Source organism: Stagnihabitans lacustris, assembly GCF_025950525.1.
In the GTDB taxonomy this organism is placed as follows: domain Bacteria; phylum Pseudomonadota; class Alphaproteobacteria; order Rhodobacterales; family Rhodobacteraceae; genus Stagnihabitans.
Genome location: NZ_JAPDGS010000006.1, coordinates 210,045 through 237,017, shown reverse-complemented (window position 1 = coordinate 237,017; position 26,973 = coordinate 210,045). Strand labels below are relative to the sequence as shown.

At 65.8% G+C, this 26,973-nt stretch carries 25 protein-coding genes; 7 read left to right on the top strand and 18 right to left on the bottom strand.

The features are described from left to right. The first annotated feature begins 114 nt into the window (after positions 1-114). Both NX862_RS15265 and NX862_RS15260 read left to right on the top strand, forming a co-directional pair. The gene (locus tag NX862_RS15265) at positions 115-1,446 is read left to right on the top strand and encodes a vanadium-dependent haloperoxidase (protein ID WP_264494785.1); all 1,332 of its coding nucleotides are present in this window, start codon (positions 115-117) and stop codon (positions 1,444-1,446) included. Next, positions 1,443-2,999: a CRTAC1 family protein gene (locus tag NX862_RS15260; protein ID WP_264494784.1), complete on the top strand. Its 1,557-nt coding sequence runs from the start codon at positions 1,443-1,445 to the stop codon at positions 2,997-2,999. The genes NX862_RS15265 and NX862_RS15260 overlap by 4 nt, the downstream gene beginning before the upstream one ends. A 565-nt stretch (positions 3,000-3,564) precedes the next feature. Here NX862_RS15260 and NX862_RS15255 read toward each other — a convergent pair. The 3 genes from NX862_RS15255 to NX862_RS15245 all read right to left on the bottom strand — a co-directional run bounded on the left by NX862_RS15255 (position 3,565) and on the right by NX862_RS15245 (position 5,709). Beyond that, positions 3,565-4,602, bottom strand: a complete 1,038-nt coding sequence (locus tag NX862_RS15255; RefSeq protein WP_264494783.1) for a zinc-binding dehydrogenase — start codon at positions 4,600-4,602, stop codon at positions 3,565-3,567. A gap of 109 nt (positions 4,603-4,711) precedes the next feature. Continuing rightward, complete coding sequence (purS, locus tag NX862_RS15250) at positions 4,712-4,945, bottom strand: phosphoribosylformylglycinamidine synthase subunit PurS (protein WP_264494782.1); 234 nt, start codon at positions 4,943-4,945, stop codon at positions 4,712-4,714. 11 nt (positions 4,946-4,956) lie between these two features. Then, entirely contained in the window at positions 4,957-5,709 is a 753-nt protein-coding gene (locus NX862_RS15245) for a phosphoribosylaminoimidazolesuccinocarboxamide synthase (RefSeq protein WP_264494781.1), read from the bottom strand. Between the two features lie 247 nt (positions 5,710-5,956). Here NX862_RS15245 and NX862_RS15240 point away from each other — a divergent pair, with 247 nt between their 5' ends. Both NX862_RS15240 and bmt read left to right on the top strand, forming a co-directional pair. Further along, positions 5,957-6,271, top strand: coding sequence for a DUF1476 domain-containing protein (locus NX862_RS15240; RefSeq protein ID WP_264494780.1), 315 nt, complete (start codon positions 5,957-5,959; stop codon positions 6,269-6,271). Between the two features lie 169 nt (positions 6,272-6,440). Further along, on the top strand, positions 6,441-7,445 hold the full coding sequence (gene bmt / locus NX862_RS15235) for a betaine--homocysteine S-methyltransferase (RefSeq protein ID WP_264494779.1): 1,005 nt from the start codon (positions 6,441-6,443) through the stop codon (positions 7,443-7,445). A gap of 226 nt (positions 7,446-7,671) precedes the next feature. Here the strand turns inward: bmt and NX862_RS15230 are convergent, their stop codons facing one another. Then, positions 7,672-8,763 (bottom strand): PA0069 family radical SAM protein, encoded by a 1,092-nt coding sequence (locus tag NX862_RS15230; RefSeq protein WP_264494778.1) that lies wholly within the window; start codon positions 8,761-8,763, stop codon positions 7,672-7,674. Between the two features lie 198 nt (positions 8,764-8,961). On the opposite strand from NX862_RS15230, the gene NX862_RS15225 reads away from it, so the two are divergent. The 3 genes from NX862_RS15225 to NX862_RS15215 all read left to right on the top strand — a co-directional run bounded on the left by NX862_RS15225 (position 8,962) and on the right by NX862_RS15215 (position 10,784). Beyond that, positions 8,962-9,660, top strand: a complete 699-nt coding sequence (locus NX862_RS15225) for a cobalamin B12-binding domain-containing protein (RefSeq protein WP_264494777.1) — start codon at positions 8,962-8,964, stop codon at positions 9,658-9,660. A 108-nt stretch (positions 9,661-9,768) separates the two neighbouring features. Then, positions 9,769-10,410 (top strand): DUF1638 domain-containing protein, encoded by a 642-nt coding sequence (locus tag NX862_RS15220; RefSeq protein ID WP_264494776.1) that lies wholly within the window; start codon positions 9,769-9,771, stop codon positions 10,408-10,410. Then, positions 10,407-10,784: a DUF4440 domain-containing protein gene (locus NX862_RS15215; protein ID WP_264494775.1), complete on the top strand. Its 378-nt coding sequence runs from the start codon at positions 10,407-10,409 to the stop codon at positions 10,782-10,784. The genes NX862_RS15220 and NX862_RS15215 overlap by 4 nt, the downstream gene beginning before the upstream one ends. Positions 10,785-11,058: 274 nt before the next feature. Here NX862_RS15215 and recN read toward each other — a convergent pair whose 3' ends face one another. The 14 genes from recN to NX862_RS15145 all read right to left on the bottom strand — a co-directional run bounded on the left by recN (position 11,059) and on the right by NX862_RS15145 (position 26,959). Continuing rightward, a complete protein-coding gene (gene recN, locus NX862_RS15210) occupies positions 11,059-12,699 on the bottom strand; it encodes a DNA repair protein RecN (protein WP_264494774.1) in 1,641 nt (546 codons plus the stop codon). 36 nt (positions 12,700-12,735) lie between these two features. After that, complete coding sequence (locus NX862_RS15205; RefSeq protein WP_413694577.1) at positions 12,736-13,542, bottom strand: outer membrane protein assembly factor BamD; 807 nt, start codon at positions 13,540-13,542, stop codon at positions 12,736-12,738. A 192-nt stretch (positions 13,543-13,734) separates the two neighbouring features. Then, positions 13,735-14,652, bottom strand: a complete 918-nt coding sequence (gene lpxC / locus NX862_RS15200) for a UDP-3-O-acyl-N-acetylglucosamine deacetylase (RefSeq protein WP_264494801.1) — start codon at positions 14,650-14,652, stop codon at positions 13,735-13,737. Positions 14,653-14,848: 196 nt separating this feature from the next. Further along, complete coding sequence (gene ftsZ, locus NX862_RS15195) at positions 14,849-16,396, bottom strand: cell division protein FtsZ (RefSeq protein ID WP_264494772.1); 1,548 nt, start codon at positions 16,394-16,396, stop codon at positions 14,849-14,851. A 210-nt stretch (positions 16,397-16,606) separates the two neighbouring features. Then, on the bottom strand, positions 16,607-17,941 hold the full coding sequence (ftsA, locus tag NX862_RS15190; RefSeq protein WP_264494771.1) for a cell division protein FtsA: 1,335 nt from the start codon (positions 17,939-17,941) through the stop codon (positions 16,607-16,609). Then, positions 17,938-18,819 (bottom strand): cell division protein FtsQ/DivIB, encoded by an 882-nt coding sequence (locus NX862_RS15185; protein ID WP_264494770.1) that lies wholly within the window; start codon positions 18,817-18,819, stop codon positions 17,938-17,940. Before NX862_RS15185 ends, ftsA begins: the two co-directional genes overlap by 4 nt. Continuing rightward, complete coding sequence (locus NX862_RS15180) at positions 18,807-19,721, bottom strand: D-alanine--D-alanine ligase (protein ID WP_264494769.1); 915 nt, start codon at positions 19,719-19,721, stop codon at positions 18,807-18,809. The genes NX862_RS15185 and NX862_RS15180 overlap by 13 nt, the downstream gene beginning before the upstream one ends. A 30-nt stretch (positions 19,722-19,751) precedes the next feature. After that, positions 19,752-20,678 (bottom strand): UDP-N-acetylmuramate dehydrogenase, encoded by a 927-nt coding sequence (gene murB / locus NX862_RS15175; protein ID WP_264494768.1) that lies wholly within the window; start codon positions 20,676-20,678, stop codon positions 19,752-19,754. A 56-nt stretch (positions 20,679-20,734) separates the two neighbouring features. After that, the gene (locus NX862_RS15170) at positions 20,735-22,195 is read right to left on the bottom strand and encodes a hypothetical protein (RefSeq protein ID WP_264494767.1); all 1,461 of its coding nucleotides are present in this window, start codon (positions 22,193-22,195) and stop codon (positions 20,735-20,737) included. Between the two features lie 267 nt (positions 22,196-22,462). Then, on the bottom strand, positions 22,463-22,705 hold the full coding sequence (locus NX862_RS15165; protein WP_264494766.1) for a DUF2484 family protein: 243 nt from the start codon (positions 22,703-22,705) through the stop codon (positions 22,463-22,465). Further along, positions 22,702-22,962 (bottom strand): DUF2484 family protein, encoded by a 261-nt coding sequence (locus NX862_RS15160; protein ID WP_264494765.1) that lies wholly within the window; start codon positions 22,960-22,962, stop codon positions 22,702-22,704. Before NX862_RS15160 ends, NX862_RS15165 begins: the two co-directional genes overlap by 4 nt. A gap of 345 nt (positions 22,963-23,307) precedes the next feature. Further along, positions 23,308-24,711 carry a UDP-N-acetylmuramate--L-alanine ligase gene (murC, locus tag NX862_RS15155; protein ID WP_264494764.1) on the bottom strand — a complete coding sequence of 468 codons (1,404 nt, stop codon included), beginning with the start codon at positions 24,709-24,711 and terminating at the stop codon, positions 23,308-23,310. Beyond that, complete coding sequence (locus NX862_RS15150) at positions 24,708-25,796, bottom strand: UDP-N-acetylglucosamine--N-acetylmuramyl-(pentapeptide) pyrophosphoryl-undecaprenol N-acetylglucosamine transferase (protein WP_264494763.1); 1,089 nt, start codon at positions 25,794-25,796, stop codon at positions 24,708-24,710. The genes murC and NX862_RS15150 overlap by 4 nt, the downstream gene beginning before the upstream one ends. Further along, positions 25,796-26,959, bottom strand: a complete 1,164-nt coding sequence (locus NX862_RS15145) for a peptidoglycan glycosyltransferase FtsW (protein WP_264494762.1) — start codon at positions 26,957-26,959, stop codon at positions 25,796-25,798. The genes NX862_RS15150 and NX862_RS15145 overlap by 1 nt, the downstream gene beginning before the upstream one ends. Positions 26,960-26,973: the final 14 nt, after the last annotated feature.

The following is a 26,973-nucleotide window of genomic DNA, read 5'->3' as shown; positions in this document are numbered from 1 at the left end:
CCCCTTTGGAAACCCCGGCTCGGTTCGCGCCTTTGCCGGATGTGCAATATCGCGATGAACCGTCCCAACGCGGCATGACCCGCAAAGGGCGCTGGACCTTGGGAGGGGTAAGCCATGCAACGGCGGAGCTTTTTGACCGGGAGCGTGGCGCTTGCCGTCCTGTCCCTGACGGCGACGGCCCGGGCCGCGACGCGCGACGAAGCGGCGGCCAAGGTCCTGTCGTCGTGGTATCGGCTGGCGCTGGAACTGGTGCGGCATACGGCGACGATGACGCCTCCGGTTGCCTCGCGCGCCTTGGCGCTGTTGGGGGTTGGCGCCTATGAGGCGCTGGTTCCGGACGGACGCGGGCTTGTGACGCTGGCAGGGCAGTTGAACGGGCTGACCACCCTGCCCGACCGCGCGCCGGGGCAGGGCTATGACACGGCCGTCGTGCTGAACGGGGCGCTGGAAACCCTTGTGGCAGCGCTGTTTTCCAACACCGGGCCTACGGGCCAGCGCGCCATGGCCGCAATGACCGCCAAGATGGCCGAACAGGCGGCAGAGGGCGTTGCGGCCGATGTCGTGGCGGCCAGCCGCAGCGTGGGCGCGGGGCTTGGCGCGGCGCTTCTGGACTGGGCTGCGACCGATGGCGGTGCGGTCATCGCAAACCAGGGCTTCCCGATGAGCTGGGCGCCCAAGGGGACCCCGGGCGAATGGGTGCCCACCTCGAAGATTGCCCTGCAACAGGCGCCCTTGCTGCCCGACTGGGGCAGGAACCGGCCCTTTGCCATGCCCGCTTTGACCGACATGGTCGCATTGCCCTGCGGCATCGCCGACCCCACGCCCTATTCCGAGGACCCCGGCTCGGCCTTCCACACCGAGGCGCTGGAGGTCTATGACACCGCAAAGGCCCTGACCCAAGACCAAACCCATATCGCGCGGTTCTGGTCCGATGACGCCATGCTGACTTGGACGCCTCCCGGGCATTGGGTGGCGATCCTGCTGCAGGTGGCCGAAGAGCGCGGCCTGGACCTGACCGCCCGGGTCGAGGCTCTGGCCCGCATGGGGATCGGCCAGGCCGATGCTTTCATTGCCTGTTGGGCCGCGAAATACCGGTTCAATACGGTCCGACCGATCACCTATATCCAAAAGGTCATCGACAAGGCCTGGACGCCCTTGCTGAACACCCCGCCCTTCCCGGAATACCCCTCGGGCCATTCGGTGCAATCGGCGGCGGGGGCCAGGGTGCTGACCGCGCTGTTCGGGCCGGACTACGCCTTTGCCGACCAAAGCCCGACGCCCGACGGCGTGCCCCCGCGCAGCTTTGCCAGCTTTCAGGCCGCCGCCGACGAGGCCGGGATCTCGCGGCTTTACGGCGGCATCCACTTTCGCCCCGCCATCGTCGAGGGCGCCAAGCTGGGCGCCTGTGTGGGCGGCTTCGCGGTCAACCTGAGGACGCGGGCATGAAGGCGCATCTGATCCTGACCCTGACGCTGGCGGCCCCCGCCCTGGCCGAACCCCAGGTGCCGGTCTTTCAAGACCAGACCGCGACATCGGGGATCGCCCATGCCTATACGGGCGATTGGGAATTCATGGTGGGCGGCGGGGTTGCGGCCTTTGATTGTTCGGGCGACGGCCTGCCAGAGCTGTTCTTTGCCGGCGGCACATCGCCCGCGGCGCTTTACCGGAACCAAAGCACGCCGGGCAAACTGGCCTTTGCGCCGCAGGTCTCGGGGCTGGAGGCCGATCGGGTGACGGGCGCCTGGCCGCTGGACGTGGACAGCGACGGGGTGATGGACCTGGTCGTCCTGCGGTCTGGCGAGGATCTGGTGATGCGCGGCCTGGGGGAGTGTCAGTTCCAACGCGCCAACGAGGCCTGGGGCTTTGACGGCGGCGACCTGTGGTCCACCGCATTTGCCGCCACCTGGGAGCCGGGGGCCACCTGGCCGACCCTGGCCGTCGGCAGCTATATCGACCGCAAGGAAGAGGCCTTCCCCTGGGGGTCCTGCACCGAAAACCGGCTTTACCGGCCCAAGGGTCAGGGGTTTGCCGCCCCCCTCGCGTTGAAGCCCGCGTTCTGCGCGCTGTCGATGCTGTTCACCGATTGGAACCTGTCGGGGCGGCCCAGTCTGCGGGTGTCCAACGACCGGGAATACTACAAGGGCGGCACCGAACAGCTGTGGCACCTGGAGGCGGAGCCCCGGCTTTATGGCCCCGACGAGGGCTGGAAACCGTTGAAAATCTGGGGCATGGGCATCGCCAGCGCCGATGTGAACGGCGATCTTTACCCCGATTACTACCTGACCTCGATGGCCGATCAAAAGCTGCAGACCCTGGCGGATGGCCCGGGCAAGGCGCAGTTCAAGGACGTGGCCTTTGGCCTGGGCGCCACGGCGCATCGGCCCTATGTCGGCGGGGACGCGCGCCCCTCGACCGGCTGGCACGCCGAGTTGCAGGACGTGAACGACGACGGCTATGTCGATCTTTACGTGGTGAAGGGCAATGTCTCGGCCATGCCGGATTTCGCCAAGGATGACCCGAACAACCTGCTTTTGGGCGGCGATACGGGCTTTACCGAGGCGGGCGACCGCGCGGGCGTGGCCTCGATGCGCCAAGGCCGCGGCGGTTCGGTGGTCGATCTGGATGGCGACGGGCGGCTGGACCTGGTGGCGGCCAATCGCAACGCCGGGGCCGAGGTCTGGCGCAACACCGGTTCGGATACGGCGGGCGCGCCCTTGGGCCATTGGCTGATGCTGGCGCCCCAGGCGCCGGGGGCAAACCGCGACGCGGTGGGCGGTTGGATCGAGGTCAGGGTGGGCGAACGCGTGCAGAGGCGTGAGCTGACGGTGGGCGGCGGCCAGGGCGGCGGCCAGATCGGCTGGCGCCACTTCGGGCTGGGGGCGGCAGAGGCGGCCGAGGTCCGGGTGATCTGGCCGGACGGCACGCAGGGCGCCTGGCAAAGCCTCGCAGCCGACGGGTTCTACCACCTGCCCAAGGGCGACCCCGCCATCAAACGCTGACTCAAACGAGCGCTGGCGCGCAAGCCTTTGCCTCGCCTGCGGGCGGACGCCCTGCGGCTCAGAGGCCTCCGGCGGGAATATTTGCGTCCGTGTGAAAGCGCAAGGGAAGGACAGATCCAGCAGACCGCAGGGGGGGCGGGCCATCAGCCGCTTGTCCGCGCTTGGGGGAACATGCTTGGGGCCTATGCGATGCAAGACACCCGACTTGCCCCCTCGGGTATCATGCCGTTGGGAACCCTGGGGATTGGGCCTTGGGGATCATGACCCAGCCTCTGCCAAGCGACGCTCCGCCCTCCGCTTTCATACTGACCCAAATATCCCGGGGGAGAGGCCGCAAGGCCTCGGGGGCAGCGCCCCCTGCCTCGGCTCCGCAATGGCTTTCGATTTGGTCCAGACACTCACCCTTGCGCCATAACCGCGCACCAGACCTGTCAGGTCCAGCGCGCCGGAGCGGGCGAAGCCCGCTCCGGCCGGGGCCGCCGCGCGGGCCGAGGGCTTTGCCCGAGGCCCCCTTGGCCCCCGTTAACGGGCCCCCCGTAGTTGGCCACCCCCCAATCACCCCCGATCACCCCGCGAAGTCGGTGATCACCGCCACGCCGGGCGGCATCGGGCCGTCAAAGGCGCGCAGCTCGCGGCTTGCTTCGGACAGCGCCACCTGCCGCGCCACGATGGGGCGGACGTCGACCTTCCCCGTCTCGATCAGCGACAGCAGCGACGGATAGCGCCAGGCCGGCATCCCCCGGCTGGCAAACAGCGACAGCTGTTTCATATAGACCGCCAGCATATTGACCTCGACCTTCGCATGATGCCCCGTCGGCATCCCGATCTGGATGTGGCGGCCCAGCGGCCTGAGACAGTCGATCGAGGCGTTCAGCGTGGCCGGTATCCCCAAAGCCTCCAGCGAGACATGGGCGCCGCCCCGGGTCGCCTCGCGGATCGCCTCTGCCACATCGCCATCCCGGGCGTCGAAAGCGCACTCTGCCCCCAGCCCAAGGGCGTGTTCCAGCCTTTCGGGCACCACATCCACCGCGATGATCCGCGCCCCCAAAGCCCGCCCGATCAAGAGCGCCGAGAGCCCAACCCCGCCCGTGCCATGGATCGCCAACCACTCCCCCGCCTGCAGGGCCGCCCGCCCCGTCAACGCGTGATAGGCCGTGGTCACGCGGCATCCCAAGCCCGCCGCCAGCGCCGGAGACAGGCTTTCCGGCAACAAGGCCAGGTTATGCGACCGCGGCACCGAGATAAATTCCGCATAGGCCCCGGGCTCGCCAAAACCCGGCACGCGCTGGTTGCCGCAGGTGGTGGATTGGCCGGAGCGACATTCGGGGCACTCTCCGCAGGCGAGGATAAAGGGCGCGATCACCCGCTCTCCGACGCGGAACTTGGCCAGGGGGCCGGCCTCGACGACCTCGCCGCAGTATTCGTGGCCCGGGATGGCGCCCGGCTTGACGCGGGCGTGTTCGCCAACCCAGCCATGCCAATCGCTGCGGCAGATCCCGCAGGACAGGACCCTGAGGACCACGCCATCGGCTTCGCAGACCGGATCGGGGACGGTTTCCAGGCTAAGGTCGGCGCGGTATGCGCGCAGGACGGCGGCTCTCATGGGGCTCTCCTTTTGGCCGCAGCCTAGCGGGCAGAGGCCCCCAGCGAAACCCGTGACCGCAAAACAAAAGGCCCCCACGCGGGGGGCCTTTCGGGCAAGGCTGCCTGGCTTACAGGATCTCGACGCGGTAGCTTTCGATGACCGTATTGGCCAGCAGCTTTTCGCACATCGTCTTGACCGCCTCATCGGCATTGTCTTGATCGGCCAAGTCCAGCTCGATCACCTTGCCCTGGCGAACGCCGTTGACGCCCTCGAAGCCCAGGGTCCCCAGGGCGTGGCGCACGGCCTCGCCCTGCACATCCAGGACGCCGGCTTTCAGCATGACGGTGACACGGGCTTTCATCGGCAAACCTTTCAGTTGATCAGGGTGGGTTTTGGCGCATGGGTGACGTTCGAGGGCAGAACCCCCAGGCGCCGCGCCAGTTCGGAATAGACATCGGCCATGGGGCCGGGCTCGGCACCGGGCGCGCCCTCGGGGCGGCGCAGGTCCCACAGGCGGCAGCTGTCGGCCGACAGCTCGTCAGCGACGATCAGCCGCATGAAGTCGCCATCCCAGATCCGCCCGATCTCCAGCCGGAAATCGGCCAGACGGGTGCCCACGCCCAGCATGACGCCGGACAGGAAGTCGTTGACCCGCAGGGCGAGCGCGATGATATCATCCAGGTCCTGCTGGCTGGCCCAGCCAAAGGCGATGATATGTTCCTCGGACACCAGCGGCAGGTTCAGCCGCGGGTCCTTGTAATAATATTCGACGATGGGCCGCGGCAGGGGCGTGCCCTCGGGGATGCCCAAGCGGTTCGAGAGGTCTCCGGCGGCAAAGTTGCGCACGACGACTTGCAGCGGGATGATCTCGGCCTCGCGCACCAGCTGTTCGCGCATGTTGATGCGGCGGATGAAATGGGTGGGCACGCCGATGGCATTCAGCCCGGCCATGAAGAATTCGGACAGGCGGTTGTTCAAGACCCCCTTGCCTTCGAAGGTGGCCGATTCCTCGGAAGACGGGCCAGGAACGCCCTCATCCTTGAAATACTGGATCAGGGTGCCGGGCTCGGGACCTTCGTAAAGGATCTTCGCCTTGCCCTCATAGACCTTCTTGCGCCGTGCCATATGTATCCCGAAACACCATTGGGGCCCCGGCATGCGGAACCCTTTCGGTTTGGGCTATACGCGAAGGGCCAAGGCGCGGCAAGGTGTGGGCGTCAGACCCGGCAGGAAAGCTCCCCCCGTCAGGAAAGCCCCCCCGGCGAGAAAGCCTCTCGGTGCGGGAAAGACCTCGGTGCAGAAAAGCCCGCCCCTTGCAGGAAAGCCCGCGCGCGGGCATATGAGGGGAAACATGCAACCAAGGGGCCTGACCATGACCACCTTTGACGACCGCGAGAACGCTTTCGAATCCAAGTTCGCGCATGATGCCGAGATGCAGTTCCGCGCCGAGGCCCGGCGCAACAAGCTGGTGGGCCTTTGGGCGGCCGAACTGCTGGGCAAATCGGGCGATGACGCGGCCGCCTATGCGGTCGAAGTCGTCAGTGCTGATTTCGAAGAGGCCGGCATCGAAGACGTCGTCCGCAAACTGTCCGCCGACCTGGGCGACAAGGCCTCGGCCGATCAGATCCGCGGCAAGATGGCCGAGATGCTGCCGGTGGCCAAAGCCCAGTTGATGGGCGAAATCTGACACCAGAGCCGCCCCGGGCCTGGCCCCGGGGCGGCTTTGCGTCTGGGTTGCGGCGCGCCCGATGGTGGTGCGCGCGCCGCCCGTCACATTCCCCCGCCGCTCCGGGCTTGACCCGGAGCCTTTATCCGCCGCTCCGGGCGTGACCTGGAGCCTTCCCCGGAGGCCTTCCATGGATGCTTTGTCCAAACTTCTGTCCACCCGTGACTGGCTTCTGGCCGATGGCGCCACGGGGACGAACCTGTTCAACATGGGCCTGTCCTCGGGCGAGCCGCCGGAGTTCTGGAACACCGATCAGCCGCAAAACATCCGCAAGCTTTACAAGGCCGCGGTGGATGCCGGATCGGATATCTTTCTCACCAACACGTTCGGCGGCAATGCGGCGCGGCTGAAGCTGCACCAGGCCCAAGGTCGCGTGCACGAGCTGAACAAGGTGGCAGCGGAATTGGGCCGCGAGATCGCCGATGCCTCGGGGCGGGTGGTTGTGGTCGCGGGGTCGGTCGGACCTACGGGCGAGATTTTCCAGCCGATGGGGACCATGACCCATGCGCTGGCGGTGGAGATCTTTACCGAGCAGATGGAAGGTCTGAAGGCCGGCGGTGCCGATGTCGCCTGGATCGAGACCATGTCGGCCTTTGAGGAATATGCCGCAGCCGCGGAAGCAGCCCAAGCCGTGGGCCTGCCCTGGGCCGGCACGATGAGCTTTGACACGGCCGGGCGCACGATGATGGGGATCACCTCGGCCGATCTGGCCAAGAAGGTCGAGGGCATGGCCGTGCCGCCCCTGGCCTTTGGCGCCAATTGCGGCGTGGGGGCCTCGGACCTGATGCGGACGGTGCTGGGCTTTGCGGCCACCGGGACCACGCGGCCCTTGATCGCCAAGGGCAATGCGGGCATCCCGAAGTATCACGAGGGCCATATCCATTACGACGGCACGCCGGAGTTGATGGGCGAATATGCGGTCCTGGCGCGGGATGCGGGCGTCAAGATCATCGGCGGCTGCTGCGGCACGATGCCGGAACATCTGGCCGCGATGCGCCACGCGCTGGAGACACGGCCGCGCGGGCCTGCGCCGACGGCCGAGGATATCCAGGCCAAGCTGGGGGCGTTTTCGTCCGCAAGCGATGGCACGGATGGCAATGGTCCCGAAAAGCGCGAGCGTCGCCGCAGGGGGTAAGGCCACAGGTCGCCAAGACTTTCGCCGCAGGATTGGCGCTTTGGACAAGCAGCCTGGCCCGGGGGAAACGCCCCGGGTGTCCTTTTACCGGTTGCGATTTCGGAACCGGGGGGCCTCGGGCAAGCCCTCGGCCCGCGCGGCGGCCCCGGCTGAAGAGGGCGCTGCCCTCTCCAGACCTCTCCCGGCGGGCTTCGCCAAGCTCGGGCAGCCACGAGATTGCCCCGGGCTAGAGGTCGAAGCCCATTTGCGCGCCCTGCCCCGTCGGAGGGCGGAAAAGGTCGCAGCGCAGCGGCGGCAGGTCCGGGTTCAGGCCAAGCCTTTCCGTCGCCACCTTGAACCGCTTGCGCATCAGATCGGCCCACAGCCCCTGCCCGCGAAAACGCTGGCCAAAGGCCGCGTCGTACTCCTTGCCGCCATGCAACTCTCGGACGCGGCCCATGACCTTGGCGGCGCGGTCGGGGTAATGCTGGGCCAGCCACTCTTGAAACAGGCCCGAGACCTCAAGCGGCAGGCGCAAATGGATCCAGCTGGCAGCGACGGCGCCTGCCGTCTTGGCGGCCTGGAGGATCGGCTCCAGCTCGTGATCCGACAGGCCCGGGATCAAGGGCGAGACCATGACCCGCACCGGCACCCCCGCATCGGTCAGCCGCCGGATCGTCTGCAGCCGGCGGGCGGGGCGGGGCACGCGGGGCTCCATCCGACGCGACAAATCGTCCTCCAGCGTTGTCACCGTCATGCCCACCCGCAAAAGGCCCTGCGCTGCCATCGGGGCCAGGATGTCAAGGTCACGCTCGATCAGCGTGCCCTTGGTCGTGATCGCTACGGGATGGCGATGGGCCATCAGCACCTCCAGCACCTCGCGCATCACGCGATGCTCGGCCTCGATCGGCTGATAAGGATCGGTGTTGGTGCCAAGGGCAATCACGGCGGGACGGTAGGTCTTGGCGCGCAACTCGCGGTCCAGCACAGCGCCGATGCCGGGGCGGGCGATAAGCTTCGTCTCAAAATCCAGGCCGGGCGAGAGGTTCAGCCAGGCATGGCTGGGGCGCGCAAAGCAATAGACGCAGCCATGTTCGCAGCCGCGGTAAGGGTTGATCGACCGGTCGAAAGGCAGGTCGGGGGATTGGTTGTAGGTGATGGCCGAACGGGGATTTTCGATGCGCACCTCTGTGCGCACCAGGCGCTCGTCGTGGGGGATGTCCCAACCGTCGTCATAGGCCAGGCGCAGGGCGCCTTCATAGCGGCCCACAGCGTTGCTTGCGGCGCCACGGGCGCGCAGCTTCTGGCCCGGCAGGATGGTGGCGGCCTTGGTTTCCATGGATCAAGATTAGAACACAAGGCGAACAACGCCAAGGGGGCAAAAGGCACATTCCCCTTGACCTCTTGTCAAGAAACCCGCGCTATTCCAAGGTGAAACCCCCTTGCTGTCGGCTTTCATCCGGGGCATGTCGGTAAGGGAATAGTGTGTGGGGCGTTCAGGCCCCATCACTTGCCAAACGCTTTCAGGAGCAGACCCATGGCCGACGACGACGAAATCATCCTCTCTGAACTTTCTGACGACGAGCTGGTCTTGCAGATGCATGACGACCTTTACGACGGTCTGAAGGAAGAGATCGAAGAGGGCGTCAACATCCTGATCGCACGCGGCTGGACGCCCTATGACGTCCTGACCAAGGCGCTGGTCGCCGGCATGACCATCGTCGGCGCCGACTTCCGCGACGGCATCCTGTTCGTTCCCGAAGTGCTGTTGGCCGCCAATGCGATGAAGGGTGGCATGTTCATCCTCAAGCCGCTGCTGGCCGAAACCGGCGCGCCGCGGATGGGCAAGATGGTGATTGGCACCGTCAAGGGCGACATCCATGACATCGGCAAGAACCTTGTCGGCATGATGATGGAAGGCGCGGGCTTCGAGGTGAAGGATCTGGGGATCAACAACTCGGTCGAAAGCTATCTGGCGGCGCTGGAATCGGAACAGCCCGATATCCTGGGCATGTCGGCCCTGCTGACCACCACGATGCCCTATATGAAAGTCGTGATCGACACGATGAAGGAAAAGGGCCTGCGCGACGACTATATCGTGCTGGTCGGCGGCGCGCCGCTGAACGAGGAATTCGGCCGTGCCATCGGTGCGGATGCCTATTGCCGCGATGCGGCCGTGGCCGTGGAAACCGCCAAGGCCTTCGTTGCGCGCAAGCACAATCAGCCGAACATCTGATCCTCGGCCCCGGGGTATACCCCGGGCTACGCAGCTGAAACAGAGCGCCAAAACCCCGGGTCGGGTGCCCGGGGTTTTCTTTTGGGTCCAGACTTGTCATGGTAGGTCATGGAGAACGCCCCCCTGCCAGATGACCTTACCCTGACCGAAACCGGCCTTGCCCCCAGCGGCGGCCGCGTGCTGGTTCTGGCCTGCGGCGCCTTGGCGCATGAGGTTCTGGCGGTGAAACGCGCCAATGGCTGGGATCACCTGGACTTGCAATGCCTGCCGGCCAAGCTGCATCTTTACCCCGACAAGATCACGGCCGAGGTCGAAAAGGCTGTGCGGGCCGCCTCGCATGAGCGGATCTTCGTCCTTTACGCCGATTGCGGCACCGGCGGTCAATTGCAGGAAAAGTGCAAGGAACTGGGCGTCGAGATGATTGCAGGGCCCCATTGTTATTCGTTTTTTGAAGGCAACGCGGCCTTTGCGGAACTCTCGGAAACCGAGTTCACCGCCTTTTACCTGACCGATTTCCTGGTGCGGCAGTTCGACGCCTTTGTCTGGCGGCCCATGGGGCTGGACCGGCACCCGCAACTTCGCGACATGTATTTCGGCCATTACACCAAGCTGGTCTATCAGGCGCAGACCGATGATCCGGCCCTGGATGCCAAGGCGCAGGACTGCGCCGCGCGCCTTGGCCTGGCCTATGAACGCCGCTTCACCGGCTATGGCGACCTTGTCCCCTTTCTTGCGAAGGCCGCGCAATGACCCCGGAAGACCTGCCCAAGCTTTTCGCGACGGCCTTCGGCCAGGGAGATGCCGCGACGATCGCCGCCTGGCTGACCGCGGATGCCGATGTCGTGACGCTGACCGGGGCCGTGGCCGAGGGTGCGCATGAGGCTCAGCAGATCATGGCTGGGGAATTCGCAGGCATCTTTGCCGGCGCGAAACTGGTGACTGGCAAAGCGCGGCTGCGCGCTCTTGGCCCCGGCGCTGCGATCCTGACCCAGCGCTATGTCGTCTCGGGCGCAAGGGATGAGGCGGGGCGCGAGTTGCCCCGCATCGGCTGTCAGCTGACCGCCATGCTGGTCGCCACGCGCGAGGGCTGGCGCGCCGTCAACTGGGCGCTGATCGCAGTTTGAAAGCTGCGCCTCCGGCGGGGATATTTTTGAAAAGATGAAGGGGCCAAATTGCCATCGTGCCCTGATCGCGCCGCCTGACCCGTTCCCCGCTTTCATACTGGCCGAAATATTCACGGGGTTTCCAAAGGGGCGCGTGCGCCCTTTTGGTTGGGGGGGGCGGGGGGCGAAAGCCCCCCGCGTCCTCCGGGAGACCCCAAGGCCGTCAGGCCGCAGGGGTCTCCCGGATACACCTGCACCGGAATAGCTGCACCGGCCAAGCTTCACCGGCCCCGCGTCATGACCCCAACAGCGCCCGTGCCGCCGCACGCGCGGCATCGGAAATCACGTCACCTGCCAGCATCCGGGCGATTTCCTCGACCCGCTCTACGTCAGACAAGGCCACCACGGTCGACAGGGTCATCCCCTCGACCACGCGCTTTTCCACGCGCCAATGATGCCCCCCCAAGGCCGCCACCTGCGGCGAATGGGTCACGACCAGCACCTGGGCGCCCGAGGCCAGAGCCGCCAGGCGGCGCCCCACCGCATCGGCGGTGGCCCCGCCGACACCACGGTCGATCTCGTCGAAGATCATCGTCAGACCCGGTGTCCCGCCCGTCAAACAGACCTTCAGCGCCAGCAAAAACCGCGAGAGTTCCCCGCCCGAGGCGATCTTGTTCAAAGGACCCGCAGGCGCGCCGGGGTTGGTCGCCACGGTGAATGTCACCTCATCGACGCCATCCGGCCCCGGAGCAGCCTCGGTGATCACCGAGCGGAACACGGCCCGCTCCATCTTCAAAGGCGCAAGCTCGGCGGCCATCGCCGCATCCAGCCGCACACCCGCCGCAACTCGCGCGGCCGTCATCGCCGCGGCCCGTGCCGCGTAATCCGCCCCGGCATCCTTGACCGCCTGGCGCAGCTTGATCAGGCCGCGTTCGCCGCTGTCCAACGTCTCCAGCCGCAGGCGCAGCTTGTCGGCATGGGGGCCAAGGTCATCGGGCAAGACGCCATGCTTGCGGGCCATGGCGCGGATGGCGAACAGCCGCTCTTCGCAGGCCTCCAGCGTGGCGGGATTGAAGTCCAGCGCGGCAAGGCAGTCCTCGACCCCCGATTGCGCCTCTTGCAGCTCGACCATGGCGCGTTCCAGGGCGGCCAAGGGCGCCTCAAGCCGGCCATCGGCCTTGTCCGAGACCCCGCCCAGCCAGCGCGTCGCGTCTTGCAACGAAGGCTCTGCCCCCTGCGCCAGCACGCTATGGGCCCGCGCGATATCCTCGCGGATGCGGGCGGCGCCCTGCATCAGCCGACGTTCGACGTCCAACTTGGCCTCTTCGCCGGCCTTGGGGTCCAGCTTGTCCAACTCGCCTACCGCGTGGCGCAACCATTCCTCTTCGGAGCGGATCGCCGTCAACCGCGCCTCGGCTTCAGCCAAGGCGCTTTCGGCCACCCGCCGCGCGGTCCAGGCCGCCCGCAGACCCGAAAGATCCAGCCCGGCAAAGGCATCCAGCAACAGCCGATGGCCCCTCGGGTTCAAAAGCCCGCGGTCGTCATGCTGGCCATGCAGTTCGACCAGCACGTCGGACAGGTCGCGCAACACCTCGCCCGAGACGCGGCGGTCGTTCACCCAGGCCGTCTTGCGCCCATCGGCAGAGTTCACCCGGCGCAAAATCAGGTCATCGTCAGCCTCGATCCCCGCAGCCGCCAAGACCCCCCGCGCCGCATGATCCGGCGACAGGTCAAACACCGCCGTCACCTCACCCTGTGCCGCGCCCTGGCGCACCAGATCCGCCCTGCCCCGCCAGCCCAGCACAAAGCCCAAAGCGTCCAGCAGGATCGACTTGCCCGCCCCGGTTTCACCCGTCAGCACATTCAGCCCGGGCAGGAAGTCCAGCGCCAGCCGGTCGATGATCAGCACATCGCGGATTTCAAGGGAACGGAGCATATCAGCCTTGGGTAGGGTGCGTGATCTCACGCACCATCACAGCCACTCGCCCTTGACCATCTGGCGATAGATCGTCGACAGCCAGGAGGTCCCCTTGGCCTCGGGCGCCAGACCCTGCTTTTTCAACAGGTTGAAGGCGTCCTGATAGAAGGGAGAGCTTTGGTAATTATAGCCCAGCACCGCGCCTGCCGTCTGCGCCTCGTCGGGCAGACCCAGGCCGATGTAACATTCGACGATGCGCAACAGCGCCTCGGGCGTGTGGGACGTCGTCTGGTAATCCTGCACGACGGTGCGGAAGCGGTTCAGCGCGGCGGCATAGTGACGGCCGCGCAGATAGTAACGCCCGATCTCCATGTCCTTGGCGGCCAGATGGTCGAAAGCCAGGTCAAATTTCAGCATCGCCGACTTGGCATATTCGCTGTCGGGATAGTCTTCGATCACCACGCGCAAGGCCTGCAGCGCCTGGAAGGTCAGGCCCTGATCGCGGCCGACCTCGTCGATCTGGTCGTAATAGGACAGGGCCAGAAGGTAATGCGCATAGGCGATATCCTCGCCCGCGGGATAGAAGTCGACATAGCGTTGGGCGGCGGCGCGGGCCTCTTCGTATTGGCGGGTCTGATGCAGGGTAAAGGCCTGCATCACCAAGGCGCGCTTGGCATATTCGCTATAGGGGTAAAGCCGCTCGACCTCTTGGAAATAGGGGATCGCGGTTTTGGGGCTGGTCTTGGCCGAGAGTTCATATTCGCCGCGCTGAAAGATCTCTTCGGCGGTAAAGGCCGAAAGATCCTGCTGTTCCGGTGTCTTTGCTGCACAGGCGACCAAAAGCGCAAGGGTCGCGCCCATGGCCAGACCCTTTGCCGCACCTGCCTTCAACCCTGCCATCACGGTATCAAATCCCGAAACCCCGAGGGCCCTGCCCTCTGCTTTACCGAAGGCCTCGCCCCCTGCTTTGCCCCGTCCTAGCATAGAAAAATGGCGGGCGCAAAATGGCTTTCGACCTTTCAGGCCTGCCATTCCTTTGGGCCCGCCAATCTTTCAGGCCAACCAGTGCAAGTCGCCGGCATGGACACCGATGCCGGGCAGCTTGCCAGTGACGAAGGCGTCGCAATCGTCCAGTTCCACCGCGCCTTCGGCGAAAAGCGCGCGCAACAGGCGGTTGGTCATCGCATGGCCCGCGCGGTTGCCGGTATAGCGTGCCATCAGGGGCGCGCCGGCCAGGGCGAGGTCGCCCAAAGCGTCCAGCATTTTGTGACGAACGGGCTCGTCGGCGTGGCGCAGGCCGCCGGGGGACAGGATTTGCGCGCCGTCAAAGACCACGGCGTTGTCCAGCGTGCCGCCCAGGGCCAGGCCCTGCGCCCGCATCGCATCGACATCGGCCTGACGGCAGAAGGTGCGGCTGTCGCACAGCTCGCGGACAAAGGCGCCATTGGCCATGTTCAAGGCGCGCGACTGCGTGCCGATCGCGGGCTCGGCAAAGTCGATGCGGAAGTCGATTTCCAGCATGGAGGCGGGCTCCAGCCGGGCCCAGGCCTCGCCCTGGCGCACTTCGACGGCGCGCAGCACGCGCAGGGTGCGCGACGGCGCATTCAGCGCGGTGATGCCCTTGGCCATGATCCCGGCCACGAAAGGCGCGGCGGAACCGTCCATGATCGGCACTTCCGGCCCGTCGATATGGATCTCGACGTTCCAGATCGCCAGACCCGCCAAGGCCGCCATGATATGTTCGATGGTCGAGACGGACACGCCGTCCTCGTTGGCCACCAGGGTGCAAAGCGCCGAGGGCACCACAACATCCCAGCGCGCCGGGACCACGGGGTCCAGGTCGCGGATGTCGGTGCGGATGAACCGGATGCCGCTGTCAGGGGCGGCGGGATGCAGGACCATGCGGACAGGCTGGCCAGAGTGCAGGCCCGTCCCGTCAAACGTCACCGATGACTTCACCGTATGCTGCAAGGTCACGCCTCTGATCTACCACATCTGGGGACGGAATCGCCCCTTGTTACGAATGGGTTTAGGATGCAGCTGCAGCACAAACAACTCACTCTTTATGACTCAATGTAACAGGGCCTGAAACTTGCCGGAACCGCCTGTAAATGAAACAAAACCGGGGCGCAAAGGCGCCCCGGTGTAACATTTCGTGAAGTCAGGTTCAGTTGGCCTGGCGGCGCAGGAAGGCCGGGATTTCCATCCGGTCCTGATCGGTCGCGGGCTCGTTTTCCTCGTCGTAGGACACGGCCGGTTGCTGGCGCGCGGGCGCCGCCTCGGCATGAGAGCCCGACATGCGGTTGATCAGCCCGCCGATGCCAAAGCGCGGACGTTCGGCCACGGGCTTTGCGGCGGGTTTCGGCGCGGGCGCGGTCGGGCGGGCCGCAGAGGGCGCCGCCGGGGTCTTGGACACGGCCGCTTGCAGACGCGCCATGGCCTCGGGCGAGGGCGTGCCCATCGCGCGCGGACGCGGTGCGATGAAGGTCGAGGCGTCGGGCTCACGCATCCCGGCGGCGGCGCGCTGTTCCGGCGCCGGGCGATAGGCCGGGGCGGGCATTTCCTCTTCGATCTCGGGCTCCGGCTCGGGGGCGCGGAAGGTGATCGGCTCGGGCTTGGCCTCAAAAGCCTTGGGCTCAAAGGTCGGCTGGGTCAGTTGCATCGGCTCGGGCTGAGGCGCGGGACGGGCGGCGACCGCGGCTTTCGGCTGTTCGACGGGGCGACGGACCGGCGCTTCGGCGCGGGCCTTGAGGTCGATGCCGGTGGCCACGACCGACACGCGCAGCACGCCATCCAGCGACGGGTCCAGCGTGGAGCCGACGATGATATTCGCCTCGGGATCGACCTTTTCACGGATGATATTGGCCGCTTCGTCCAGTTCGAACAGCGTCAGGTCATAGCCGCCGGTGATGTTGATCAACACACCCTTGGCGCCATGCAGGCTGATTTCGTCCAGAAGCGGGTTGGCAATCGCCTTTTCCGCCGCCTGAACCGCGCGGTCCTGGCCCGAGGCCTCGCCGGTGCCCATCATCGCCTTGCCCATCTCGTCCATCACGGCGCGCACGTCCGCGAAGTCCAGATTGATCAGGCCCGGACGGACCATCAGATCGGTCACGCCCTTGACGCCCTGATACAGCACGTCATCGGCCATGGCGAAGGCTTCGGTAAAGGTCGTGCGTTCATTCGCCAGACGGAAGAGGTTCTGGTTCGGAATGACAATAAGAGTGTCCACGACCTTTTGCAGGGCCTCGATGCCCTCTTCGGCCTGACGCATCCGCTTGTTGCCTTCGAACTGGAAGGGCTTGGTCACGACGCCGACAGTCAGCACGCCCAGTTCCCGGGCAGCCTGCGCGATGATCGGCGCGGCCCCGGTCCCGGTGCCACCCCCCATGCCCGCGGTGATAAAGCACATATGCGCGCCCGCCAGGTGATCGACGATCTGTTCGATCGACTCTTCAGCCGCCGCCGCGCCGACCGAGGGACGGGCACCGGCGCCAAGGCCCTCGGTGACTTTCAACCCGATCTGGATCTTGTGACCGGACCGGCTTTGCTGCAGCGCCTGGGCGTCGGTGTTGGCCACAACGAATTCGACGCCCTCAAGCGCCTTTTCGATCATGTTGTTGACCGCGTTGCCGCCTGCCCCGCCGACCCCGAAGACCGTGATGCGCGGCTTCAGTTCCTCATGCACATTATCGAGCGTCAGATTCAAAGCCATGTGATGTCCCGCCGTTTCTTTGCCACCGCCGCTGTTTCGCGACTTTTACTCTGTTACTTGCGCCGCCAGAACCATGGCAAACGCCTCATTAAATGTGATTCTACCTAAGCGCGCGGCCAAGGTCACGAAAAAACATCGCTAACCCCACAAAATATGGGGATTGACGCCGATAAGGGCCCGGGATTTCGGGGTGACCACCGCAATTAGCGTTCACCAGTTGTCCTTGAACCATTTCAGCGCCCGTTTCAAAGACCGCGCCGGGTAGCGTTCCGACGGAATGTCAAAATCCCACCACTCATCTTGCGGATGGGCGGCAAAGAGGCACAGGCCCACGGTCGAGGCGAAAGACGCCCCCGTGGCCGCTTGCGGCAGGCCCTGAACGCGCAAGGGCCGCCCCATGCGCACCCTTTGCCCCAGGATGCGGCTGGCCAGACCGTCCAAGCCCGGGATCTGGCTTGCGCCGCCCGTCAACACGATTTGCTGGCTGGGCAGGCTTTCAAAGCCCGCGGCCTCCAGCCGTTCGGCCACCTGTTCCAGTATCTCTTCGACACGCGGGCGGATGATGCCGATCAGCTCGGTCCGGCTGATCTGGCGGCGGTCCTTTTCCCAGTCGCCGCTGTCGCCGCCGATCTCGATCATCTCGCGGTCGTCCATCGAGGTCGCATGAACCCCGCCGTGCTTGGTCTTGATGCGTTCGGCCACCGCGAAGGGCACTTGCAACCCTTGCGCGATATCGCTGGTGACGTGATCGCCGCCCAACCGCACCGAATCCGCAAAGATCATGTGTTTCTTCATGAAAAAGCTGATGCCGGTCGACCCGCCGCCCATGTCGATGCAGGCGGCGCCCAATTCGCGCTCGTCTTCAACCAGGGCCGAAATGCCGGACACATAGGCCGAAGAGGCGATGCCCGCCAATTCCAGGTCGCAGCGCTTGATGCAATGCAACAGGTTCTGCACGACCGAAGCATCGACCGACAGAAGATGCAGGTCGCAAGCCAGACGGTTGCCGATCTGGTCGCGCGGATCGCCAAGACCCGAGCGGTGATCCAGCGCGAAGTTCACCGGCTGGGCATGGATGACCTCACGCCCCTCGCCGATGTCGGGCAGATCGCAGGCGGCCAGAACGCGGCCCACGTCGCTGTCCTTGACCACACCGTCTTCCAGCACGATTTCGCCAGCCAAGCCATAGCTGCGCGCCTCGCCGCCCGAAAAGCAGACGATGCAGTGATCGACCCGCACATTCGCCATCTTTTGCGCGGCCTGAACGGCGGTGCGGATGGCGCGTTCGGTCTCGTTCATGGCGCTGATTTCCCCGAACCGCACGCCCCGCGATTTGGTCGTGGCCGCCCCGATCACCCGAAAGTTCGACTGACCGGCCATCGACCCCATGCCATCGCTTTCGGCCTGATCCTCGACCCCGTCAAAGCGCAGGATCAGGCAGGCGATTTTCGAGGTGCCCACATCAAGGATCGCCACCACGCCGCGTTGCAGGGCAGCGCGGCGCATGTTCCGCATGGCACGTTGGGCCTGGTAAAGATCGGTCATAGTTGGGGCTCCGGCATATCAGAGGCCTGCGTGCGCAGGGCATCAAGGGCATAGGGGGTAAGGCGCAGCACCGGACGATCCGGGTTGCGCATGTCGATTGCGGTCAAATCGCGGGAAAGAATGTCTTCGGCATGGTCAAGGCTGGCCAGGGCCTGGACGGCGGCGACCGGGTCATGGGCGGGCAAAAGCACGGTCTGGTTGCGGTCCAGCACGATGTCCCAGCGCCGATCCGAAACCCGGACCAGACCGCGGACACGCTTGGCCCAAGGAGAGGCCGCAAGGATCGCTTGCGCCTCGGGGATGGCGGTATCGGCGCCCTGGCCTGCGACCAGCGGCAGGTCGGCGCGGTCGGCGCGCGTGGTCAGGCCGGCGATGCGGTGGCCCGAAGCGTCCAGCATCATCAGCCCGGCTTCCGACCGCCAGACCCAGGCGGGGGTACGCTCGGTGATCTGGACCTCCAGCACATTGGCGGCGCCCAGGCGGACCACGGCGCCTTGCACCGCATCCAGACGCTCCGCCGCCTCGCGGATTGCATCCAGGTCCAGGTCCAACGAGCTTTGCGGCAATTTCACATCCAGCCGGGCGCGGACCGCATCGGCCAGTTCGGGCGAGGCGCCGGTGATCGACAACAGCTTGACCATGAAGATCGGGCGTTCGGCCACCTTGTCGCGCATCGTAGCGATCATCGCGCCCATATTCTCGCGCCGCACGGTGTCGGACAGATAGACGCCACCCACCAGCACGACGACAAAGACCGGCAGCCCCACCCGCATCCCGGCCCGAAACAGCGGCGTCAGCCACAGGCGCTGCATCCGGTAGGCCCAACGGGACGGCGCCGGGTCGCGACGCAGGGGGATGGCGCGGCCTAGCGATTGCACGAGGCATCCTCCACCAGCCAGGCGCACAGCGCGGGGAAAGAGATGCCGCAATAGGCCGCCTGTTCGGGGGCCAGCGACGTCGGCGTCATGCCGGGCTGGGTGTTGGTCTCCAGCAGGATCAGGCCATCCAGCCCGCGGGCCTCGTCCCAGCGCAGATCGGTGCGCGACAGGCCCCGGCAGCCCAAGGCGCGATGGGCGCGCAGGGCGTAATCCATGCAGGCCGCGGCGATTTCGTCCGGGACCTGCGCCGGGATCACATGCCGAGAGCCCCCCGGCGCATATTTTGCGTCGTAATCATACCAGCCTTGGGTCAGGATATCCGTCACCGTCAAGGCCCGGCCGCCCAGAACCGCAACCGTCAGTTCCCGCCCCGGCGCATAGGTTTCGACCATGACTTCCTCGGGCATCGTCTCGGCCAGGCGGGGCGCGTTCGAGCCCGGATGGACGATATAGATGCCGACAGACGATCCCTCGTTGTTGGGCTTCACCACATAGGGCGGCTGCATGATATGGGCCGCCGCCACCTGGTCGCGCCGCGCCAGGACCGAGGTCACAACCGGCAGCCCCGCCGCCTGAAAGGCCGCCTTGGCCGCGGTCTTGTCCATGGCCAGCGACGAGGCCCTTACGCCCGAATGGGTATAGGGAATGGCCAACCACTCCAGCAGACCCTGGACGCAGCCGTCCTCGCCCCAACGGCCATGAAGCGCATTGAACACGACGGCGGGCTTCAGGTCAGCCAGACGCGCGGCCAGATCCCGACCGGCGTCGATCTCGACCACGTCATATCCTGCATCCCGCAGCGCTTGGGCACATTGCGCCCCCGACGAAAGCGAAACTTCGCGTTCGGCCGAGAGTCCGCCCATCAAAACCGCCACGGGCCCTGTTTTCAGGTGTCCCGCCATTTACTGCCTCAACCCGGTCTTTGCCGGTTGTTATTTTGGCGTGCAGTCACCCACACGCATGATTTCCCACTCTAGCGTGATACCGCTGGTTTGGAAAACCCTTTTTCGGACCTCTTCACCAAGTTTTTCAAGGTCATCGGCCGTGGCGCCGCCCGCGTTGATCAGGAAGTTCGAATGCATGGGCGACATCTGCGCACCGCCGATCTTGGCGCCGCGCATGCCGGCCTCGTCGATCAGCTTCCAGGCCTTCAGCTCATGGCTGTCATCGGCCTTTCCGGTCGAGGAAAAGCCTGCCGGATTGCGGAAAGTGCTGCCCGCGCTGCGGTCCTTGGTGGGCTGGCTGGCATCGCGTTTGGCGATCTGGTCCCCCATCCGCGCCTCCAACGCGGCAGGGTCGCCCGAGGGAGCCTCAAACGTCGCCTCAAGGATCACCATGCCCTCGGGGATCTGGCTTTGCCGATAGGCCAGGTTCAGGTCGGCGGCCGGGACCGTCACCGGGTCTCCGCCCCGCGTGACGGCGCGGACCTCGATCAGGTGGTCCTTGACATAAGACCCATAGCACCCCGCATTCATCCGCACCGCCCCGCCGATGCTGCCCGGAATGGTGCGCAGGAAGGTCAGGTCCACCCCTGCCTCGGCCGCCTTCTTCGCCACATGAGCATCCAAAGCCGCCGCCCCCGCGATGACCCGGTTGCCCTGAACGCAGATGGCGTTGAACCCCCGCCCAAGCCGGATGACCACGCCCTTGAGGCCGCCATCCCGGACAATCAGGTTCGACCCCACGCCCATGGCGAAGACCGGGGTTTCTCCGGGCAGGTCGCGCAGAAACTCGGCCAAGTCCGCCTCATCGGCAGGCTGGTACAACCACTCCGCCGGCCCGCCCACGCGCAGCCAGGTAAGGTCCGACAGCGCCCGATCAGGGGTCAGCGTGCCACGGGTCTGCGGGAGTTGGGTCATGAAGGGCCTCCGTTTCAGCGCCTTATGCCGGAAAGAGGGGGCGGGGGGGAAGGGGGTCAGAGGATGTGATGCAGAAAGGTCCAGAGGTTATGCAGCATCTCGGACACCGATTGCGACATAAGCAACCGCCGCATCATGGCATCGGCAACATTGATATCCGGCCCGGCAATCGACTTTTGGACGCTACCGACGCCTTTCCAGGCATAGATACCGAAATCGACCGCCATCCGGACAACCCGCCGCGAGAACTCTTCGCGGCTGGCTGCGATGGCTTCAGGATGGGTGGCGCCCGACAGGCGGACCGCTTCGCGCCGCGCCTCATGCAGCAGGCTTTTCAGGGCGGCCACATCCTCTGGCGCCAGCGCCGGAATATTCGTGCCGTCGTTCCGTTCGATATCCCTTAGAACCTGTTCCAGCTTGGTCACGACCTCGAATGGGTCATCCGACGCCGAGATCTTCATCAAGGGTGAGGATTGCAGCCGCAGCAGGGTCTTGGCGAAATGCGTGCGCAACAAATCAAGCAGCCGTTCGTTCGTCCTGGCAAGGGCCTTGGGAAGGACCGGCCCCAGGCCGAACATCGCCTCTTCCGAGCCGCGAAAATCGTCGAGGTTTGCCCCATATTCGATGAGAAGACCGACCCGCAGTTTCTGGATCAGCGAGGCCCGCGCCATTTCCTCGATCAGGGCATTGGCGTAAACCTTCAACTCTGCCGTGGCCTGCCGGTTCGAGGCGGTGGCTGCGCGCACCAGATCTTCAAGGGTCTTGCGCGCCAAGTCGATATCGGACTTCAGCCTGTCAAAGGCCTCGCCCTGGATGGTTTCGATGTCTTCATCGAAAGGCACCATGCGCATCAGACGACTGAACGTGTCGAAACTGAAATCTGCGTGTGCCGTCTGGTAAAGCGGGAAGCTTTCGATCGCAGGCAATGGGTCGGCCGGCCCGAGAACAGGAGCCTCGATCCGCCGGATCTCTTCGGCAACCGCCGCCGCGCCCTGTTGCCAGATGTCGTCAGGGATCAGGGCGACATGTTCGATCAGGGGCGACGGATACATATGGCCCGACAGGGCGTTGTTCCACCACCTGCGCCAGAAATCCCAAACCTTCAGCGGATCATCGGCAAAATCGGCCATTGTCGCGTGATTGGCCCTTTGGAACCACTTGGGCGGAACCTTCCAGAGCGACGGATCGGGCAGAAGATTTCCCTCGGACAGGGCCTGTGCATCGGACCGCGCCAGATCCCAAATCTGACGGAAAGCCTGGACGCGCGTGGCATCGGCCTCGGCGTCAGAAACCAAAAGCGCGGCGGCATATCCCGCGGCATCGGCTGCCGCGCGGACACAGTCACCCGCTGTGATCTCGACATAGCTTTTGGCAGGCGACGGTCCTGCTGCCGCGATATCGGCTGCCAGAACGATGGCACGGACAGCGGAATCCACGCCCGCATTGGGTTTCGCCACCGCCGCGGCTTGGTAGGACGCAAGGTTGGCAGCGGTCGGGATCTGCAGGGAGGACGACATCTCCGCACAGGCCGAGGTCAGCAAGCACCGAAAAAGCGGCAAGATCATTTGCCCATTTGCCCGGTCGACACCAAGTGACCCGAAGGTGCGCGCTTGGGCGCAAATCGGCAAGACTCTGGCCGCGGACCTGATCGTGATCCACAGCGCATCTGTTTGCCGCGTCCTAATGGGGCGGGCGTCCAGCCAGGCCCTCAGGGTGGCTTCATCCTTGATATCTTCCGCATTCATCCCCGCATCTTGCGCGAAAGCGGCCGTGCAAGTCCAGCCCTAGCCCACCCTCCCCCCCGTCACCCACCTGACCCCATACCTCAAAGGCCAGCGCAGGATGCTCCCCGCCGCCAGCGCAAAGACCAGGGCGGCGCTCCAGCCCTGCTCCGCCCAAAGCCACCCCCCCACCGGCACCGCCAAGCCCATCAACCCATAGGCCGCGCGCCAATGGTGGTCGCGCGTGGGCAGCATGGTGATGACCTGGGCCAAAAGGACCCAAAGACAGGCGGCGAGAAGGCTCATGACCGGGCTCGCGGATCGGTGACGGGCAAGCCAAGGGCGCGGCGACCGAAGTAGATCAGCGGCCTGCGGAACATCGACCCGAAGGCCAAGAGGAACCCTGCCCCCCAGACCGGACCCGCCGCCTGAAACCCCCAAAGGATCAGCACCGGCGCGCTGGCCAAAAGCGCCAGCCCCGGCACCATCTGCCGCCGCATCGGCAACAAGGCCGTGACCGTCGCCAGCAGAACCCAAACCACGCCACACAGGATCAAAGCCATGGGACACCTCCAAAGCACTGGGTGCCAGAGCCGGGTGGCAGGATTGCGGCGAAAGACGGGGGCTTTCGTGCCATCCTGTGCCCAAGGCGGTCCAGGAAGCAGGTCGCCTCCGGCGGTAGTACTTGGGCAAGCATGAAAGCCGAAGCCCCCGCGGTTGCTCGCGCAAGCCGTCCCGCCTCGCATGGCAAAGCCCCGGCCAAAGCCGCGCGGCTTATTCACACTGGCCCAAATATCCACGGGGATTTTCAAGGGGAGCGTGCTCCCCTTGAAGCGGGGGGCTCGGGGGGCGGCAGCCCCCCGAATGGGGGGGTCCGGGGGGGCGCAGCCCCCCCGGCTACCAGAAGGCTACAGCTTGCCCGGCAAAGCATTGGCCCAGGCCGAGATCGACCCCGCGCCCAAGCATACAACCAGATCCCCCGGCCGCGCCTGTTCGCGCACCAGGCGCGCGAGGTCCGCCTCGTCCAGCAAAGCGCGGGCGTGGCGGTGGCCATGGGCGATCAGCCCCGCCACCAGATCATCGCGTGAGGCGCCGGGGATCGGCTCTTCACCCGCCGCATAGACCTCGGCGATGGCGGCCACATCGGCCTCGTTGAAACAGCTGCAGAAGTCCTCGAACAGCGAGGCCAGACGGGTATAGCGGTGCGGCTGGTGGATGGCGATGACGCGGGCGCCCGGCGTGTCGGCCACGGCACGGCGCGCGGCTTTCAGGGTCGCCGCAATCTCGACCGGGTGGTGGCCGTAGTCGTCGATGATCGTCACGCCATTCCACTCGCCCACGCGGGTAAAGCGGCGGTTCACGCCGCCAAAGCCCGCCAGCGCCGCCTTGATCTCTTCGCGCTTCATCCCCAGATGCCGCGCCACCGCGATGGCCGCCAAGGAGTTGGACACGTTGTGATCGCCCGGCATCGGCAGAACCACGCCCTCGATCCGCGCCCCGCCCTCGTGCTGCAACAGCACGTCATAGACCGGACGGCCGCCCTCGTAATGCAGGTTGACGGCGCGCACATCGGCCTGGGCGTTGAAGCCAAAGGTCACGACGCGGCGGTCGGTCACACGACCGACCAGAGCCTGAACCTCGGGGTGATCGGTGCAGCAGACCGCAAGGCCGTAAAACGGCACATTGGAGACGAAGTCGAAGAAGCCCTTCCGCAGCGCCTCGAAGGTGTGCCAATGCTCCATGTGTTCGGGGTCGATGTTGGTCACGATGGCGATGGTGGCAGGCAGGCGGTTGAACGACCCGTCGCTTTCATCCGCCTCGACCACCATCCATTCGCCCGCCCCTGCCCGCGCGTTCGACCCATAGGCGTGGATCACCCCGCCGTTGATCACGGTCGGATCGAAGCCGCCCTTGTCCAGCAACGTCGCCACCATGGTCGTGGTCGTGGTCTTGCCATGGGTGCCCGCCACGGCGACATTCGACTTCAGCCGCATCAGTTCGGCCAGCATCTCGGCCCGGCGCACCACGGGCAGCTTGCGGCGCCGCGCCTCTTCCAGTTCCGGATTGCCCTTCTTGATGGCGGAGGAGATCACGACCACTGCCGCCTCGCCCAGGTTCTCGGCCTTTTGGCCCTCAAAGAACCGCGCGCCCAAGGCGACCAGCCGATCCGTGATCTTCGACGCCCGCGCATCCGAGCCCTGCACCGCATAGCCCAAGGTGATCAGCACCTCGGCAATGCCCGACATGCCGATGCCGCCGATGCCGACAAAGTGGATCGGGCCAAGTTCCAGGGGCAGTTTCGTCGCGTTCATCTTGGGCTTCCGGCTAGAGCCTCGACCAGGGCGGCGAGGCGGATTGTGGCATCGGGGCGACCTTCGGACAGGGCGGCTGCGGCCATGGCCTCGGCCTTTTCGGGCGCCTGAAGGATCGCCGCGATTTCGGCCGAAAGGCGCGGAACGTCAAGCCCGGATTCCGGCATGGTCAGCGCCGCCCCCGCCTGGGTCAGGCCGGTGGCATTGGCGGTCTGGTGATCGGCGGCCGCCTGGGCAAAGGGGATCAGGATGGCAGGGCGGCCGATGACCGAGATATCGGCGATCGAACTGGCGCCAGAGCGCGAGATCACCAATTGCGCCTCTGACAGGCGGCGGGGGATGTCGGTGAAGAAGGGCTGCACCTCGGCCACCATCCCCGCCGCCTGATAGGTGGCGGTGACGCGGGCCTGATCCTCGGGGCGGGCCTGATGGGCCACGCGCAGCAGAGGGCGCAGGGCCTCGGGCAGGGCCGCAAGGGCTGCGGGCACGACATCGGACAGGACCCGCGCGCCCTGGCTGCCACCGATGACCACCAGCGACATCGGGTAATCGCCCGGCGGGATATAGGGGGCGCCGGCCCGGTCCAGGACGGATTGGCGGACCGGGTTGCCCACAGGCTCTCCCACCACGCCTTGCGGCAGTTTGGTGGGCCAGGTGCCGCAGGCGATTTTGTCGACGCGGCGCGCAAAGACCTCGTTCACCCGGCCAAGGACGCCGTTTTGTTCATGGATCATCCGCGGCAGGCCCAAAGCCCAAGCCGCGCCAAGGGCGGGGATCGAGGGATAGCCGCCAAAGCCCACGACCACATCGGGCCGGTCACGCCGCGCCTGCCAATAGGCCGAGATCACCCCGCCCGCGATGCGGAACGGGACCGCCAGCTTGGCCAAAGGCCCGCCCCGCGCAAAGGTGGCCGAAGAGATCACCTGGCGTTCGACCTCTGCCGGAAAGCCGCCCGCATAGCGCGCGCCCCTTGCATCGGTTGACAGCTTCACCCGCCAGCCCTTGGCGATCATCGCCTCGGCCAGAGCCTGAGCCGGGAACATATGCCCCCCCGTGCCCCCGGCTGCGATCAGAAGAAGCGGCATCAGCGCCTCCGCTTGAAGATATCGGCGATTTCGCCTTGCGGCCTTGTGCGGGTCAGCGCCAGAAGCATCCCCACCGTGATCCCCGCCGCGATGACCGAGGACCCGCCATAGCTGACGAAGGGCAAGGTCATGCCCTTGGCCGGCAAAAGGCGGACGGCCACGCCGACGTTGATCATGGCCTGGACGCCAAAGATGCAGGCCAGCCCCGCGCCGCCCAGGCGGACAAAGGGGTCGCGCTCGCGCATCAGGCGGAACAGGCTGCGGATCACGACGGTCGAATACAGCGCGATGATCAGGATGACCATGATCAGGCCGTATTCCTCAGCGGCGACGGCGATGATGAAGTCGGTATGGGCATCGGGCAGCGTCCATTTCACCTGGCCATTGCCGACGCCGACGCCGAAAAAGCCGCCCTCCTGGATCGCATTGGTCGCATAGCCGATCTGGCTGCGCGGATCGACCTCGGCGGTCAGATAGCCGTCGATCCGGCGTTTCAGGTGTTCCGAGTTCTGATAGGCAAAGTTGCCGACCACGGCCAACAGCCCCAGGATTCCGGCAATGACGGTCATCCGCGCGCCGGACATGAAATAGACCACGCCCCAGCCGAACAGAACCAGCATGGATTGGCCGAAGTCGGGCTGGGTGGCCAGAAACAGCAAGATCACGATCAGCAGGATGAAAGACAGCAAGCGTCCGGGCGGACCGTTCAGCTCGGAGGCGGCGGCCATCGACCAGGCGGCCAGGATGATGAAGCCAGGCTTCAGGAACTCGGACGGTTGGAAGGACACAAAGCCCAGCGAATACCAGCGAATCGCGCCCTTGCCAAAGTCGGTGCCCAGAACGGGCAGCAGGACCAGGGCCAGGAACGAGATCGCAAAGCCCATGACCCCCACGCGCCGGATCGCCCGGGGCGACAAAAGCGAGAAGGCGAACATCGTCGCCAGGGCCATGATGCCGAAGATGGCCTGGCGCTGGACATAATAAAACGAGGGCAGGCCGTTTCGTGTGGCCAGCGGGACCGACGCGGCCAGACCCAGCAGCAAGCCGATGCCGAACAGCGCCAGAATGGCCGAAAGCGACCATTTGTCGATGGTGCGCCACCAACGGGGAAGAACCGGTTCGCGTGCCCTGGAGGGCATCGCACCGTAAACCATCTCGGTCATGGGTAAGCCTGCTT